We start from the raw sequence: 16519 nt of genomic DNA, 5'->3' as shown, positions 1-16519 counted from the left end.
TTAATTTTTTTTTAAGATGTAAAATAACCTGTTAATTGATACCCTAGTAGGACAAATCCAGCAGCAATAAGCATGGTGTTTGTGAATGTTGAAAATTTCATAAAACTTGGGTGCCTACGCCATATTGTAATGAGAATCAATACAAAAGTAAGTGCGATAAACTGACCTATTTCTACACCAATGTTAAAACCAAGTAGATTCGTAAACAATCCTTCTTTTTCAAATTTGAAATCTTGTAACTTACTCGCAAGCCCAAAACCGTGGAATAATCCGAAAATCAAAACAGCTGCTTTTGTATTGGGTTGTCTACCGAAAAATCTCTTAAAACCACCTAGATTGTCAAACCCCTTATAAATTATTGATAGAGCGATGATGGCATCAATTAAAAAGGAGTTAATGGATATGCCACTCATAACACCCAACAATAAGGTTGTGCTATGACCAATTGTAAAAAAGCTCACATACAACAACACTTCTTTAGGGCGGTATAAGAAAAAGATAACACCAACTAAAAAAAGTAAATGATCGTAACCGGTAAGCATATGTTTAGCACCAATGTAAAGAAATGGACCAAAAGCTACGCCATCATTTCCTGTTAAAAAAGTTTGGGTACTTTCATCAACTCCGTGGGCAAAAACATTTCCGATGCACATAAAAAGTAGTAAGGCAAGGAATATTATTTTTTTTGAATTCATAATTTTATTTTTCTTTTAAAACCACTTCTCTTCTAAAATTTTCGGAAGAGAAGTGGCTTATTAAATTAATTTAATGGGTGTGGCCATGTGCGGCATCAACTTTATCGGGTTCCACTATATTAATACTGTCCATGCTAACTTGATTAATACTATCTGTGTTTTCTTGAACTTGTTTAGTAGTTTCATTAGTCTGAATTTCTGTGCTTTCAGTTTCGTTTTTTGCTTTTTGGTTACAAGAAGTTAACATTCCGATTGCGATAGTCGCTACTATTAAAAAATTTTTCATAATTGTAATTTAAATTGAGTTTATTAAAGAGTAATAAAATTGAATTAATGTTGGTGTCCGTGATTAATATCATGTTCAGAGACTTGGTTGTTTCTAAATCTGGAAGTAATTGTTTTTCCTTTTACATTTACTGAAATGGTACAATAGGTATATATGTTTGCTTTAGGAACTTCTACAAACAAAGCATTATTTATGTCTAATGAAATTGGGTTTGTCGCTTTTGTTTTATTGAAAAATTCGAATACTACGGTTCCAGAAACGCCTTTGTTTGAGACTGTTTTTCCTTTGGTATCTAATACATAGAAACTACAGTTGTTTTCTCTTTCGACCATTTCGATTTTGTAGTTCCCTACATTCTGTATGACGCCGTTATGTGGTCCTTTGGATTGATTTACGTTTACTTGTGCATTAGAAATTGTTGTTCCTACAACAAGCAAGAATATGCCAATTGCAATTGATTTTATTTTTTTCATTACAGATGTTTTAGAGTTAAAAAATAGCGATAGCATTACAGTACAGCACTAAAAACGTTATGAGTGTTTTGTGAAGTCTAAAAGGATTTTAGTTATAGTGTAACATAAAAATCTTAAAGGTCTAGGTCCGTGATGTGTTGTAATGGAATTGATACAAGATATCGTTTGCTATAGTTAAATAGCAAAACGTATTTTAAAATAAGCAATCAGAAATATTTAAAATATAACTAATTACGATTTAAAATAAAATGAATTAACTCAATTTAGGTGGGAGCCAGATAGAGGCAAAAACACTGGAAATGTAAAAATCCTGACTGAAAGGTACAGTACGGTTTAGGGAAATAATGTTAAGCTTGCGAAAAGAAAACGCTGTTTGGCTTTCAAAAGCAAGAATTGTATTCACATTTGTATTGATTGTTTTGAAAGGTAAATTCTGATGATTGTCATGTTTGTCTGTGTCAGAATGTTGCTTATCGTTATTGTAATGAAAATCAATAAAATCAGCAAATGAAATATCAAGATCATCGTCATGATGCTCTGTAAAGTGTTGTATTAAGGTGGGTATTTTCAATAATTGCCCTATTTCTGTGTTGGCACACAAAAAGATAAAAAGGAATGATATGGCAATTGATTTTTTCAAGATTGTAAAAGTAATAAATTTTATTGACTACCAATACTTTGAAAACTAAATATTAAGTAAATCTTAATTTTCCGTAAATGCTATACAAAATTTGATAATGGTTCATCAATTTTATTGACTTTTAGATTGTAATGTTGTATTTAATCCAAAGGACAGATTTATTATGTTTTTCACTCTAACTCATTTAAAATTAATTCAAATATGGTTTTATTAAAATTGTAACAGGAAATTGGCACCTCCGCATAATTTGACTTTCAGCTTTATAAACATAGGTGAAATAGGGGATCTAGGGTCAATGAAATTTCTAATTTATGGAAATAGAAAATTTATAAATTCCGAGGACATATTTAAATAAATCGTAAATTTATATTGAAATAGAAAAGAATATTTATAAAATACTTAAGTATAATGATTTGTGTGTTATTTAAGTGTTTTTTAGTGATTAAAAATATTGAGTATTTATATTGGTGTAATCTAAAAAAAACATTCAATAACTATGAAAAAATCAAAACATCATGGTGCATTCTTCGGACACACTCTGCATAAACTCTATCGAACTATAAAAACAGAACTTGCAATCATTATCTTAATGATGTATGTACTGCTGATGCTTACTTCCTGCCGGAATTCAGAAAAAAAAGAGAAACCAGTTGAACAGAACTACCCTCAACAAAAAGAAGAAGAAAATCACAATCCTGAACATAGCGAGCATTCACAACGAATGAATGAAACTCGTGAATGGTTAAAACAAGAATTAGGCGAAAAATATGATCAGAACCTATCTCTTGGTACAGCGAAACTGCTAGCACAAGGGAAAGAGATATTCATAAAATATTGTTCCAGTTGTCACGGTCGTGGCGGTAAAGGGGATGGTCCAGGAGCAGCGACATTACAACCAAAGCCAGCCGATTTTACTAACCCTAAACATTCGTCCTATTATTCAAATCAAGGAAGAATATACCTCATAAAAAAAGGAGTCAAGGGAACTGCAATGCCAGCATGGGAAAACATTTTGAGCGAAGAACAAATCCTTTCGGTTTATGTTTATATAAATTCTCTTAAAAATTCAGGTGAAATGATGGAACACCAAGGGCAGAATCATTAAAAAAATGAAAGAAAAAAATATAAATAATTCAAATTAAGAAAAAGAAGTACAAGCAGACCTATATTATATTAAATATAAAATCATGGCAAAAAAATTAAAAATAGTATGGGTATTCACTAATATTGTATTACTACTATGGAGCTTTTCAGCTAAGGCACAGCAAAGATATCAAACGAGGGAAGGAAGTATTGAAGTTATAGGTTCGCACAGAGATTCCATTATAATAGCCAATAGCAATCATCTGTTTGTTTTAATCAATTATGAAAATGCTGAAATCGAACTAATGTTTAGTCCAGCTATTCTACACACTTCAACAGATTCATTGAATGTGAAGCTTATCAACTCAAACATTGGGCAGGTATTACTGAAAGGACAACTAAACATTCCTTACGTGGAGACATTACAACATCCAGATCACAAACTAAATTTTGGAGCTGAATTGTATTTGAATGGAAAGACGAAAAGAGTATTTGTAAACGGATTGCTTATACATATTGCAAGTAACGAAACGATCTCCTGTTTACTTACACTCAACTTTAAATTGAGATTAAGTGATTTTGGTATCATTTTACCCAAAGGATGGAACAACGAAATAACGATACAAATTTTTCAGACCGTACTTAAAAAATCTAACTAATTAAATCCATAAAAAAAAATAATTAATACTTAGAAAATGGCCCATTAAAAAAGAGAAAACATGAAAACAGATAAAAATTTTTACGGCTATTTAATTAGCTTTCTTTTCGTCGCTATGGCCGGATGCGGGGTTTATACGAAAATCACTTCTAATTATGATCGCAGTATTGATTTTACGAAATACAAAACCTTTGCTTGGCTACCGGATAAAGATACAGTTGGTGGCGAATATAATAACCAGATTATTCGCAACAATGCACGTAACTATTTTAGTCATTGTATGGGAGAGAGGGGATACAAGATAAGTATTGACACACCAGATGTTTTTCTGGAATTGGTTATCACTGCCGTTAAAAAGGAAAAAACAGTCAGTACTCCTTCTTCTACCTATCCTTTGGGTTGGTATTATCATAACCCCTATTATTACCATTATCCCGGCAATCACTATTACCTCCATCACTATAATTACAATTATACCACTTATGTTACCCAAAAGGTAGAATATACTGAAGGGGCAATCACACTGAATGTAATTGACCGGAAACTGAATAAACTTGTATGGACAGGAACCGCTAAAGGTGATTTATATGACCCTTCTTATATTGGGGATAATCTACATCCTGCAGTGTATGATATTCTTGAAAATTATCCCATAAAACCTCTTAATGGACACAGACGTCCGAAAAAAAAGATGTAAACTACATGGACTAAATAAAATGTAAAAAAGTTCAATTCATTAGATTTTACTGGAAATGAATTAAATAATAGGCCAAGAAAAAGACATGGATATAAAAACACCTACAAATCTTTTTGACGATACAATATACTTACAATAAGGGAACTTACATTAAATCGTTTTAACTACCAATAAGTTCAATAATTCGGCACAACAAAATGGATATGCGTTTGTCTCTTGTTACGTTTTTTATTTACGAACAATTTCTACAGAACATTTTGCATGTAAAGCAACTGAATGCGAAACAGAACCTAAAAAAAAACGCTCAATTGCTCCGTAACCATGTGAGCCAACTACTATCAAATCTGCTTTAAATTTATCGGCTTCATCAAGTATTACGCTTTTTGGTGAACCTGAAACTACTTTTGTTGTTACTAACAGATTTGGATTTTTATTTTCAAGAATTTCGACTGCACTTTTTGTATTATTTTCTGCATTTTGAAATGCGTTTTCATCAAATTGTGCATAGTATTCGTGGGAGACGCCCATTGGTTCTAATGTGTTTACAATGGCTGTAATTTCATAAACAGCAAGAATGCATACTTCAGTTTTGGGCGGAAAAGGTCTGTTGGCAATTTCATTAATTGCTGTTTTACTATATTTTGAACCGTCGGTTGCCAGTAGAATTTTCATTCTTTTTTCTCGACTAAATTCATTCCGCATTTGGGACATTTTCCGGATTTATCCGAAGTAACTTCTGGATGCATTGGGCAGATGTACGTTTTTTGAGTTTCCATTTTTTTTAATATTTGGTATGAAGTAATTTTTACAATATAAATGTACTATAAATAATTTATCAAAATGTTACATTATCCTTAATAATAGTTGTATAATTAACACGTTGTTAAATATTTAGGTAAAGAAAGATGCTTATATTTTACTATAAGCATCTTCAGCATTAACCTTAAATAAAAAATTTTAGTAATTAAAAGTAGCTCCTAATCCCATTCCCATATCACTATCATAATGAGTTGTTATTCCAAAGTTTCTTTTAACAATGTATCTCAAACCTGCCATATATTCTTTGTCGGTATTCCACATTAAACTCATTCGTAGTCTTTTAGAAACTGGAATATCTTTACGCTCAAATTGTAATCTAAAATTTCCATCGGTGAATACTTCCACCTGAGCCATTATTAGCATTGGCAAAGTATAATTGACCCCCGCACTAAAAACAGCCCTGTTGTCTTTGGTATTGGTTTGGCCGAATAGATTATGTTCCTGATTGTCTATTCCCATTTTTCTGTACCTCCAATCAAAACCAATGAAAGGCATTAGCCATTGCATTTTACCAATATATCGTCCTATGTGTGTTTCGGTTTCGTAACCGTGCATATCATTGTATCCTAATCTCCATTCTGTTCCAATACTCCAACGTGTACTTTGATACATCGCTTCTCCATCGTTTCCGTTTGTTGCAAAATCATTTTCTGCCATAAAATGAAATTTTCTATCGTCAGCAAATAATTTTCGTTGTGCCAGTTTCGGGTTAGGAATTTCGGGATTTGGTTCTTGATTTTCATAGGAAAAGACTCTCCCCATACCACTCATCATATGATACAAAATATGACAATGAAAGAACCAATCACCTTCTACATTTGCATTAAATTCAAATACATCGGTTTCCATTGGCATTATATCCACAACATTTTTTAGAGGAGCGTAATCTTCTTGACCATTTAATAGTCTAAAATCGTGACCGTGCAAGTGCATTGGGTGTCGCATCATAGAATTGTTATGAATTGTGATGCGAACATTTTCGCCTTTTTTAATTAATATTTTATCCGCTTCGGAAACTACTTTGTTGTCTAAACTCCAAACATAGCGGTTCATATTTCCTGTCAATTCAAATTTTAATTCTCTTACTGGAGCATCTTTAGGAAGTATAGTTTTAGTTGGCGATTTTAACATTGCATAATTTAAGGTAGTAATATCCGAAAGCGCATTACTATTATAATCGGCTTCTGTCATTTTCATATCCTGCATTTTTTTATCGTCTTTCTTTTTTTGTTCTCCGGTAATTTCAGGGTACATTACCACATTCATATCCATTTGATTGTAGGACATACTCATACCCATATCATCTAAATCGCCATTCATTTTCATCATTCCGTTCATCATTTTCATTCCTTCAAAATATTTAAGTTTGGGAAGCGGTTTGATAAGTTGTTTGATACCATCCCCAATAAAATAAGAAGCTGAATACAATCTATCTTCAGTGGTGGCTAAAAATTCAAAAGCAGTTTTATCGGCAGGAATAGTAACGACAACATCGTAAGTTTCAGAAACACCAATAATTAATCGATCTACTTCTACAGGTTCTACATCGTTACCGTCATTTGCAACTACCGTTATTTTCCCACCGGCATAAGTAAGCCAAAAATAGGAAGAAGCCCCACCATTAGATATGCGTAAACGTACTTTATCACCTGCTTTTAAAGGTTTTTCATCAATACTTTTCACATCCGTACTTTGCTTACCATTCATAAGGATTTTGTCGTAAAACACATCGCTTACATCCATTGCATTCATCCTTTTCCATTCATTTTTTAGTTTAACACCTAAATAACCTTGCTTTATGGCTTCTGCATAACTTTGGGTTGTTCCTTTTTTAATGGCTGGATAATCGTTTGCGTTGTGCAACATTCGATGTACGTTTTCGGGTTTTATATCGGTCCATTCACTTAGTACTATTGGTATAGTTGGCAAATCGTCAATACCGCTTCTAAAAGTTGGGTCTTCAGCTCTTTTATTCATTACAAAATTACCGTACATTCCAATTTGCTCTTGCAAACCAGTGTGGCTGTGGTACCAATGCGTTCCGTGCTGAATAATAGGGAAGGTGTATAGATGAGTGGTATGCGCTTTGATCGGCATTTGTGTAAGATTGGGAACACCATCATAACGGTTGGGTAGAAATAATCCGTGCCAATGCAGAGAAGTTTCTTCATCCAGTTCGTTGTGTACATAAATTTCTGCAATGTCTCCTTCTGTAAAAGTAAGTGTAGGCATCGGTATTTGTCCGTTTACAGCAATTGCTCTTTTAGATTTTCCTGTGAAGTTTACGATCGTATCTCGCACATATAAATCGTAACGCACTGTTCTTGGCGGTGTGTTGTTTTCAATTTTAGTTACGGTCTCTATAGTTGCTTTTGGCATATCCATATTGCTCATATTATGATTTTGATGCGCATCAGTAGTATCCGTTTTCATATTGTCCCTATTGTCCTTCTTTTTAGAAGTCTCCTTCATGGGCATTTGCATTTCATCCTGCTTTTTAACTGCCGATTTCTTAACCGCTTTCATTTTTTCCTTAATCAATGTCATTCCACATTTAGGACATTTCCCTGGCTTGTCAGCGTGAATTTCGGGGTGCATCACGCAGGTGTATGTTACTGACTGTGTCTTCTCAGTATTTTCTTTTTTCTTCATATTCATCCCCTTCATATCTTGCGCTTGCGCAAAGGAGTAGATACAGAGAATGAATGCTACTACTATTATTCTTTTCATTTTTTTTGATTTTTAATTGGTTTATGAATTCTTAGGGTTTTATTTATCTAGTTCTTTACGTTTTGCTTTAATCAACATAATTTCAGCTTTTTAGCTGATAATACTAATTTTTATTAATTTTTTTATTTCGAGGTCGACTACCGATGTCTTTTTACCATTAACTGCGATACTGTGTGTTAAGTTTCCATAATTTTTCGATTTAAAAGTTATTTAGATTATATTATTTTTCATGATTTAGTTGTTTGTTCTAAATTTATATAATGAGGCGTATTTATTTTAGAATAGGTTATAGTGACTTCTTTCTGTATCTATGAACTATTAGATAAAAACAAAAACTACTTTTTTGTTTTTGCCTTACTATTTTCTATTTGTTGATTTATATTTTTGAATATTTTGCATCCTAGTTATTTTTGCTTTTAAATATTTAAGTTAAATATTTTTTAGGATTATCTTCGTTTCGCATAAACACGTAAAAATAGAATCCTGACAGTCCTATAAATAGATTCCACAAACTATGTGGTTGAAAATAACTGTTAGGGTTACACATAAAAGTGTGTTTATCTAACTTTAACCAAACAAGAGCTACGATAGTGCAAATAATACTTGAGACCAAGTAATTGACGTTTTCTTTCTTGGGATTTTTTAAAAGTATTGTAATAGCAAATGCAAAAAACATCAAAATACATACAAAACTGACTATATGTTCTTTGCCTTTTGGAACAAAAAAGGATAATAAAAGACAGACAATAAGATAAACGGAATAGATGGCAATAATTACACTCTTTTTTGAGATATATGACAGTTTCGGATTATTAGTAAGCAGCCATAGGTAGGATAGATAAATTAGAGGAAAAAGCGAAAAAAAATATACAGCCGAGAAATCAATTTTAAAAGCAAAATTCGTAAGTGAAGAATGATAGAAGGTACATGCTAAAAAAACATACAGAAGAATGAAGGCAAAAAATATTTTATGAATCAGATTTTCTTTGTTTTGTTTTTCAGCGCTACTATTCTTTAATTCCTTCTGACTTTCTTTTAAAATAATAATTGCCACGATCAAATAGATTATTCCACTAAATGTATTAACAGGTTGGCGCACCACTTTTTTCATTTCTGTTTTTTCGCAAAAAAGTTCAATTATCTTATGATCTACTGGTAAATCTTTCCAGTAATGCAGAAGAGATAGATCATGATTAAGCCACCATATTGCTAAAGCAAAAAGTAAGGTTATAAAAAACAATAGAGCAACAGTCCCTTTACCGATGTAGATATCAGGACATATAATGTGCTTTTTTTTGGAGTAGTATTTTATAATTTTTTTAATCATTCTCCTGTCGCTTTATGAGTCTAATCTAAGTTATGGTATTATTTTCTTGATGAATTATGACTCATCATGATTTTCCATTGCCCATTCATTTTCTTTAAAACACTTGTGCCAATTCCTTTGCGTTTTAACTCTTTATCGTCTTTTGCCACTACAATTGTATAATTGTACGTTTCGGTTGAAAACGCATACTCGCCACTCACGGTAACAGCAACTTTATAATCGCTGAAAGTGAACGATTTGAACGCTTTCATTTCGGGTGCAAGGTGATGTTCTAAATAGTGAGCATAGCTGCCTTCATTGCCGCCTGATTCATATATTTTTGAATCGGAAGTAAATAATTTTTCAGTACCAGTAACATCTAATTTCTCAATAGCAGTATTGTACTGTTTTAGCACCGCTTTTACAGCCTCTGTGTCCTTGTCTTGGGCAAACATACTTGCCGATGACACTACTAATAAAAGAACTTTTACGAACAATTTTTTTGATGATTTCATTTCTATTAATTTTAAATTATTATTTTTTTATTTTCTTCCAAATTTTTCTAATGGTAGGAGAGGAGATGTACCAAAGTAAAAAACCACTTAAAACGGTTATTAATCCTAACAATGAAAAAACTCTTAATACAATATTATTCATATTGTCTCGCCCTTCGTAGTCCATGGTATGGGTCATCCATAAAAAATCAAACCATCTCCAATCACGATGTCTTATTGTTTGTAGTTTGCCATCATTTACTGAAATATACACTTTCAAATTATTTGGCTCTTGATAGGATATAACATAAGCAGGTAACAATCTCTCTCTGTATTCATGATGTTTCCCAACTTCTGTAATAAGTTGTATTTCTTTTACTTTTAGATTCGAAACAATATTTTTAGCTGCAATTGAAACCGCTTCTTCTTTTGAAACACCATTTTTGACTTCCCCTGTCCTGGCGTTATAAAGCAGTTTTTGATTCACCCAATAAAAAGGTTGTTTATCAATATCTCTCAATTCGATAGATTGAATAGTTGTCGAAGGTTTAAGGTCTGAAGGACTTATTAAACCTGAAAACGATTCTGCAACTATTCCTTTTTTATGAAATTGTTCTCCATGAATATGATCTATGTTGGTCCAACTAAAATACAAACCACTTATGGTCCACATTAAAAATTGAAGTCCTAAAAATATTCCTAAATAGCGATGGGATTTTCTAATCCATTTTGCTTTTTTACCTTTAATCATTAGCTCTTCTTATTTTTTAAATTGATTTTGCTATTTTTTCCATTATGGAATAGTCTGAACCAAATTTGCAAATCGCGTCACATTGACTTCGCAATTCTGAAAACAAAATGTACTTGATGTTTATTTTTGAATTCTTAATCACGGGTCTGTTCAGTTGTTGTATCACATCTTTTTCGCGACTATCCGGAATGATGATATAAAATACTTCTTCACCATTGGAAATACTAAAATATAGATCAGAAAGGCGTAAAATACCGGAGTAAATACTGGTGCTTTTTTCAACTTCAAAAGCTCCAATGATTTTGTTTGTTCCTTTTTGAAACCAAAGAACATCTATTAATTTTATTGTGTTTTGAGTGTCTTTATCCGTTGGTAATTCTGGGAATTTACTAATTGATATAAACGAAAAACTTTGACTATTAAACGCTTTACCTTTATCATTACTAGCTGGTGTAACATCATAACCCAATGAAACTCCAATTTTTAATAAATGGTATTGCATTTCATTATGAAGATTTTCAGCCAATTTTTCTTCCTGAATTTCTTTTTGTCGTTTTAAGATGTTTTTTTCAAACTTTGTACGTTCGTCTTCACTTAAATATTCATCGTTACCAATAAGCATTTTTTGGGTGCCAATTTCAAAACATAAGCCTGCAATTGCACCTAAATCGTTTGATAGTTCCGCTTTGTGTTTGCTGTTGGTTTCTAATATTGTTTCTCTAATTTTCAGGTATTCTGTCCAACTGCCTAATTTTTTTTTGTCTTTGAATAAGAAATTAAATCCATTGAGAATCGCTGTATTGAATGGGGGAAACCAAGTGGGATGCAAAAAATATATAATACTCGCTACCGCGGGACCTAACCCTTTTATTTTTAATTCATCTAGTTTTACTATTTCTTTGACAACTTGCTCTTCGGTTTTGGCGTTGATACAATTTTCTAGAAATTGCCCAAAAGCGATTTTATTGTTTTGGTTTTCGTAAATATCAGGAATTCGCAATTTTGGTTTCCAATAAAAAGGATGTGCTACACCTACAAATATTTGTTTTTGTTCAGCGATGCAACTCAATACAAATTCTAAACTACTGCCTTTAAAATCGTTTGGAAAAGTTTTGTTTTTAATATCATCAATTACTTGTAAAATACCTCGACGAATAGTTCGGAATGCTTTTAATCGCTGATCATTATCGACAAACCAAGTATTGTAAACGCTTTCCGTATCGGTTTTGTATTGTTGGATAATTTGAGTGAAGTTGCTCATTGATGATGTTATTGTTTAATATTTTAGTATTTAATAATTATTTAGTTTGTTTATCAAAGTTTATATTTTGCCTACCATTTAGAAGATAAATGCCATTAACTTATTAATGGAGTTATCTTTATTCGATTATACAGGCTGTTTATAATTAAATCAATTTTTTTTTTAAAATTTATTGTGCCTAACAAGGGAAGGGCTAGGACTAGTCATTAATATTTTACCCTTCCCTAACTAGGACTTTTCTAATACCATAAATGGGGGATTTTTTACAAATTGCGAATCAATAATGAAAACCTTATGATCCCTTTTATGAATTAGATAACTTGTTCCTCCACTATAAAAGAGCTGGCTTAATTGTTGATTTCCTTTTGAACTTTTCCACATTTAAGCATTTTGCTACCATAATATGGATTTTTTACTTCGTTACTTGTACTTAACCATGCACTACCCTTATCGTACATTGGGCAAAACTGCTGGTACAACTTATTTTTAGTTCCAGTAATGGCAACCATATCAGTAATATCAGTGCTTAAGGTCTTAAAGTGCTCACGTTGATGTGCAATAGGACTTTTTGAAATGTGTTCGGCATTTTCTACAGCATCTTCTATAATATCGACTAGCTCCTTTTGCTGTTCTTTATTGTAGCTGGTCACATCAAAAGCCTTTAAAGAGACCATTAGTTTACTTCCAGCCTGTGCCGCTTTTTTTGAATCATCGCCTACCAATGCATCTTTCAGTATAAAATAATCAGCTAGAACTGCTTCTGCTTTAGTGTTATTCATCTTATCCATTTTCATAGTGCTATGATCCATTTTCATGTTTCCATGGTCGTGGTTCATTTTTTCTTTTTCCTGTGCATTTGCAAAAGAAACCATTAACAATACCATTGTTGCAATACTCATTTTTAAATTTTTCATTTTTTTTAATATTAAATTATTGTTTATAAATTATCTTTTAATTCTGTCAACCACGTAATGACTTCCTTTTTTTCTTCTTCTGAAAAACTTGCGTTTTTATGGATTAATGTGTAAGAACTTAACGGCATATTATCATCTTTGATCTGACTTATAATTGATTTTAATTTGCTCTTTTTTCTTCTATCTGAATAATCTGCCCATTCGCTAAAATTCAATTCTTCTTTTCCGTTTTTAATATGTTTTGCCATAAACCACGCTCCAGGTTGAATTTTACTATACCAAGGATAATGGGTATTGTTGCTATGGCAGTCATAACAGCTTACTTGTAATTTTTCACTGATTTTTTTTGGCACTGTATTGACCAACATAAAATCTGTTTTGGGAACATATTCACTTCGATTGCTTACTGTGGGAATAAACTGAATTCCCACGAACGCAACCAGTAAAACTATTACTATTACTTTTACGATTTTCATTTAATTAATTTGTTTTTTCACAGAACCACAAGTCAACATTTTGCTTCCATAAAAAGGGTTTTTAATCTCTTTAGTTTCGCTCAACCAACTTACTTTTTTCATAGGACAGTAATCTTGATAAAGAGTTTTATCTGTTCCTAATAAAGTTATTAAATCAGAAATATCTGCACTCAAACCTTCAAAATGTTCTCTTTGATGGTCGATAGGGCTTTTTACAATATGCTCAGCTTGTTCTTTAGCACTTTCGACGATTTCCATGTATTCTTTATGCTGTGCTTCATCAAGTTTTGTCATATCAAAATTTGAAAATGCTGCAAGTAGCGCTGTTCCACCTTTCGCGGCATTGTCTTTATTGTCTGCAACTAATCCATTTTTAATTTGCAAATAGCCATCTATAATAGCAGAAGTTGCCGCATTTTTTTTAGAGGACGCTGTTATTTCTCTAGTCTTCATCGAAGCGTCCTTGTCGTGAGCATGTTCATCGTTGCCTTCTGCATGATGATGTTCTTCACTTTCATTATTCATTTCCATTTGGTTTCCATCTGAAGACATTTCTGAATGATGCCCGTCCTCATTATCATGCTCTTTTTTTGAATCTTTACATGATGCAACAGTTAGGGTTACAAATACTATTGCTAAAAGTCCCATTGACAATTTTAATTTTCTCATTTTGTTTGTTTTTAGTGATTATTATTATTATTTAAAGTTTTTTAATTACATTTTTAAGTTTAGGGGTTATTTCATCCGCATTTTCCATCATTTGATAGTTGTCAACTGCCAGCATAGAAACCATCGTGCTAACAGCTGCCAATTCTATAATTATGAGATTAATCTATTGAAAGATAACGAGTTTACATCCTGATTTTAATTATTAAAACCTTACGGAAAGTCCACCTCCAGCTCCATAGCGGTTATCGTAGCTACCCATAAGTGAAATATTTCTGGATAGAAAATATTCAGCTCCTGCACTCCATACAGTTTCCGAAGTCAAATCTTTTCCCACGGGCAAATTATTTACGATCCCTAAATCTAATTGATACTCATAATAGCCAAAAATAGATAGTTTTGGAAATATCATTATACTTCTCCCTAACGCAATTCTTGGTCTTAACTCATTATCTACACGTACATCAAGATTAAATAAATAGGGTGTTAAATAACGTATCCCAACCACTGCAGTAGTTTTAAATTGGTCTAAACTATTGCGTGTTTTATTTTCAATGTTAACACCTCCAAAAACACGTAAGTAATCGTGTAAATAACGTTCGTAGGTAAACTCTGATTCTAAATTTTTGTTCCAACCATATTCTAAAGACGCATTAAATTGATTTCTGATATTAGATGTCATTAAATTAAAACCCGTTGTATGTGAAGCTGCATCTACCAATCCCCATGAATACCATTTATCTGTTTCTGCAATAATTTTAGAAGCCGGAAATTCATTCATTCTTGGATCTCTTGGGGTATCATAGGATACTACTCTTGCCATACCTCCCATCATATGATATAAAATGTGACAATGAAAAAACCAGTCGCCATATTCATCCCCATTATTCCCGTAAAATTCTATAGTAACCTTTTGCATTGGCGGTACATTTACCGTGTGTTTTAACGGGGAATAATCTCCGTTTTTATTGATAACCCTAAAGAAATGACCGTGTAAATGCATAGGGTGGTGCATCATAGTAAGATTATTAAAGGTAACCCGTGTTACTTCCTTACTATTTATTTTAATTTTATCAGCTTCAGATAAAGGCACTCCATTCATACTCCAGATGTAGCGATTCATATTTCCTGTAAGATTCAACAGTACTTCTTTTACAGGAATATTTTTGTCATAGTTAGTTTTCTTTAAAGATTTCAAATAGTCGTAATTATACTCGGAAAACAAATCCATTCCCTCCATATTGTCTGTTTTCGTTGTATCCTCTTGCTCATTCATCTGCATACCTTTCATAGCATCACCATTGTTCATTTCCATTCCTTTCATTTTGGAATGATCCATTTTCATCTCATTCATTTTATCAGTTGCCATAGCCTTTTTTGGTTTACTCATATCCATTCCAGACATTTTATCCATTTGCATTCCATATTCCTCCTTCATCTTAAAGCGTTCGTCTTTTTTGGGCTGAAATTTTAAAGCATGAGCGCCCATTTTCATATCCATTTTTGCCATTTTTTGCATCATCCCAATCTTATCTGGCCTTGGAATCGTCATTGCAGGTAGCACTTTTCCATTCCCAATAAATGCAGATGCAGTTCCCGAACCATCTTGAGCTGTGATTTTGAATTCTATTTTCCCATCTTCTGGAACAGTTATAATAAAATCGTATGTTTCAGCAATCCCGATAAAAGTCTTATTCTTTTTAACAGGCACTACATCAAGACCATCAGCAGAAACCAATAGTGGTTCTTCTCCTCCGAAAGTCATCCAAAACGACGTGGATGCACCTCCATTAATCATTCTTAATCGTACTTTCTCACCAGCTTTAAATTCTGGATATTCCACGCTTTCTTCGCCATTAACTAAGAAAGCGGGATAATATACATCTGCTATGTCGGCACCGCCCATCCGTTGTCTCCAAAAGTTTAACTGCGCTCCAAATGCGCCACGTGCAATAACCTGATTTAATGGTGTAGCGGTTCCTTTTTTGATACTATACCATTCATTACCTCGTTTTAAATTGCGAAGCACATTCATTGGTTTTTCGTTGGTCCAATCTGATAATATCAACACCAATTCCTTATCATATTTTAAGGTTTGTTCTTTTGGCTTAATAACAATTGAACCAAAAACTCCACTTTGTTCTTGCAACATGGTATGTGAATGATACCAATATGTCCCAGACTGCTTAATAGGAAATTCATATTTAAGTGTATGTCCAGGTTCTACTGGTGGTGTTGTTAGATAGGGAACGCCATCGTAGAAATTGGGTAATAACAAACCATGCCAATGCACAGAAGTTTCTTCGCTCATTTCATTTTTCACGTAAATGACGGCATATTCCCCTTCTGTAAATTCTAAAGTTGGTCCAGGGATTGTACCATTTACAGTCATCCCTTTGATTTCTTTTCCTGCTTTGTTTACTATTTCTTCCTTAATGGTTAAAGTGTATTCGTGTACAGGCAAATTATTAACATTTCCCTCCATGGACTGTCCAAATATCGAACTCAGGGGTATTATCAATAAGATTATTAAATATTTTAAGTTTTTCATTTTTCTATTTATTATAGTT

General features: G+C 32.6%; 18 protein-coding genes. 3 read left to right on the top strand and 15 right to left on the bottom strand.

Translation table 11 applies throughout. The features are described 5' to 3' along the window. Positions 1-11 precede the first annotated feature (11 nt). From E0F76_RS07295 to E0F76_RS07280, 4 genes are all read right to left on the bottom strand, one after another. Entirely contained in the window at positions 12-695 is a 684-nt protein-coding gene (locus E0F76_RS07295; RefSeq protein ID WP_132003555.1) for a HupE/UreJ family protein, read from the bottom strand. A 70-nt stretch (positions 696-765) separates the two neighbouring features. Beyond that, complete coding sequence (locus tag E0F76_RS07290; protein ID WP_132003552.1) at positions 766-981, bottom strand: hypothetical protein; 216 nt, start codon at positions 979-981, stop codon at positions 766-768. Positions 982-1025: 44 nt separating this feature from the next. After that, entirely contained in the window at positions 1026-1454 is a 429-nt protein-coding gene (locus E0F76_RS07285; RefSeq protein WP_132003549.1) for a hypothetical protein, read from the bottom strand. A gap of 253 nt (positions 1455-1707) precedes the next feature. Continuing rightward, positions 1708-2025 (bottom strand): hypothetical protein, encoded by a 318-nt coding sequence (locus E0F76_RS07280; RefSeq protein ID WP_246022001.1) that lies wholly within the window; start codon positions 2023-2025, stop codon positions 1708-1710. A 658-nt stretch (positions 2026-2683) separates the two neighbouring features. Between E0F76_RS07280 and E0F76_RS07275 the strand changes: the two genes are divergently transcribed. The 3 genes from E0F76_RS07275 (at position 2684) to E0F76_RS07265 (ending at position 4532) form a co-directional block, all read left to right on the top strand. Further along, positions 2684-3199, top strand: a complete 516-nt coding sequence (locus E0F76_RS07275) for a c-type cytochrome (protein WP_165932658.1) — start codon at positions 2684-2686, stop codon at positions 3197-3199. A gap of 82 nt (positions 3200-3281) precedes the next feature. Then, on the top strand, positions 3282-3836 hold the full coding sequence (locus E0F76_RS07270; protein ID WP_132003543.1) for a hypothetical protein: 555 nt from the start codon (positions 3282-3284) through the stop codon (positions 3834-3836). A 114-nt stretch (positions 3837-3950) separates the two neighbouring features. Further along, positions 3951-4532, top strand: coding sequence for a DUF4136 domain-containing protein (locus E0F76_RS07265; protein ID WP_165932657.1), 582 nt, complete (start codon positions 3951-3953; stop codon positions 4530-4532). Between the two features lie 228 nt (positions 4533-4760). Here the strand turns inward: E0F76_RS07265 and E0F76_RS07260 are convergent, their stop codons facing one another. The 11 genes from E0F76_RS07260 to E0F76_RS07215 all read right to left on the bottom strand — a co-directional run bounded on the left by E0F76_RS07260 (position 4761) and on the right by E0F76_RS07215 (position 16500). Next, positions 4761-5204, bottom strand: a complete 444-nt coding sequence (locus tag E0F76_RS07260; RefSeq protein WP_132003537.1) for a universal stress protein — start codon at positions 5202-5204, stop codon at positions 4761-4763. After that, positions 5201-5308 carry a heavy metal-binding domain-containing protein gene (locus E0F76_RS19470; RefSeq protein WP_220398907.1) on the bottom strand — a complete coding sequence of 36 codons (108 nt, stop codon included), beginning with the start codon at positions 5306-5308 and terminating at the stop codon, positions 5201-5203. Before E0F76_RS19470 ends, E0F76_RS07260 begins: the two co-directional genes overlap by 4 nt. Before the next feature lie 181 nt (positions 5309-5489). Continuing rightward, the gene (locus E0F76_RS07255) at positions 5490-8081 is read right to left on the bottom strand and encodes a multicopper oxidase domain-containing protein (protein WP_132003534.1); all 2592 of its coding nucleotides are present in this window, start codon (positions 8079-8081) and stop codon (positions 5490-5492) included. Between the two features lie 424 nt (positions 8082-8505). Beyond that, entirely contained in the window at positions 8506-9408 is a 903-nt protein-coding gene (locus E0F76_RS07250; RefSeq protein ID WP_132003531.1) for a hypothetical protein, read from the bottom strand. A 38-nt stretch (positions 9409-9446) separates the two neighbouring features. Next, a complete protein-coding gene (locus tag E0F76_RS07245; RefSeq protein WP_132003528.1) occupies positions 9447-9902 on the bottom strand; it encodes a YybH family protein in 456 nt (151 codons plus the stop codon). A 19-nt stretch (positions 9903-9921) separates the two neighbouring features. Next, on the bottom strand, positions 9922-10632 hold the full coding sequence (locus E0F76_RS07240; RefSeq protein WP_132003525.1) for a PepSY domain-containing protein: 711 nt from the start codon (positions 10630-10632) through the stop codon (positions 9922-9924). Positions 10633-10648: 16 nt separating this feature from the next. Beyond that, complete coding sequence (locus E0F76_RS07235; protein ID WP_132003522.1) at positions 10649-11893, bottom strand: hypothetical protein; 1245 nt, start codon at positions 11891-11893, stop codon at positions 10649-10651. A gap of 347 nt (positions 11894-12240) precedes the next feature. Then, positions 12241-12807 carry a DUF3347 domain-containing protein gene (locus E0F76_RS07230; RefSeq protein ID WP_132003519.1) on the bottom strand — a complete coding sequence of 189 codons (567 nt, stop codon included), beginning with the start codon at positions 12805-12807 and terminating at the stop codon, positions 12241-12243. 23 nt (positions 12808-12830) lie between these two features. Further along, positions 12831-13283, bottom strand: a complete 453-nt coding sequence (locus E0F76_RS07225) for a heme-binding domain-containing protein (protein ID WP_132003516.1) — start codon at positions 13281-13283, stop codon at positions 12831-12833. Continuing rightward, entirely contained in the window at positions 13284-13952 is a 669-nt protein-coding gene (locus E0F76_RS07220) for a DUF3347 domain-containing protein (protein ID WP_132003513.1), read from the bottom strand. A 202-nt stretch (positions 13953-14154) separates the two neighbouring features. Then, positions 14155-16500, bottom strand: a complete 2346-nt coding sequence (locus tag E0F76_RS07215; protein WP_132003510.1) for a multicopper oxidase domain-containing protein — start codon at positions 16498-16500, stop codon at positions 14155-14157. Positions 16501-16519 lie beyond the last annotated feature (19 nt).

The sequence above is a fragment of the Flavobacterium cellulosilyticum genome (assembly GCF_004349355.1).
In the GTDB taxonomy this organism is placed as follows: Bacteria; Bacteroidota; Bacteroidia; order Flavobacteriales; family Flavobacteriaceae; genus Flavobacterium; species Flavobacterium cellulosilyticum.
The sequence above is the reverse complement of the archived record's forward strand: the minus strand, read 5'-3'. Positions and strand labels throughout refer to the sequence as shown.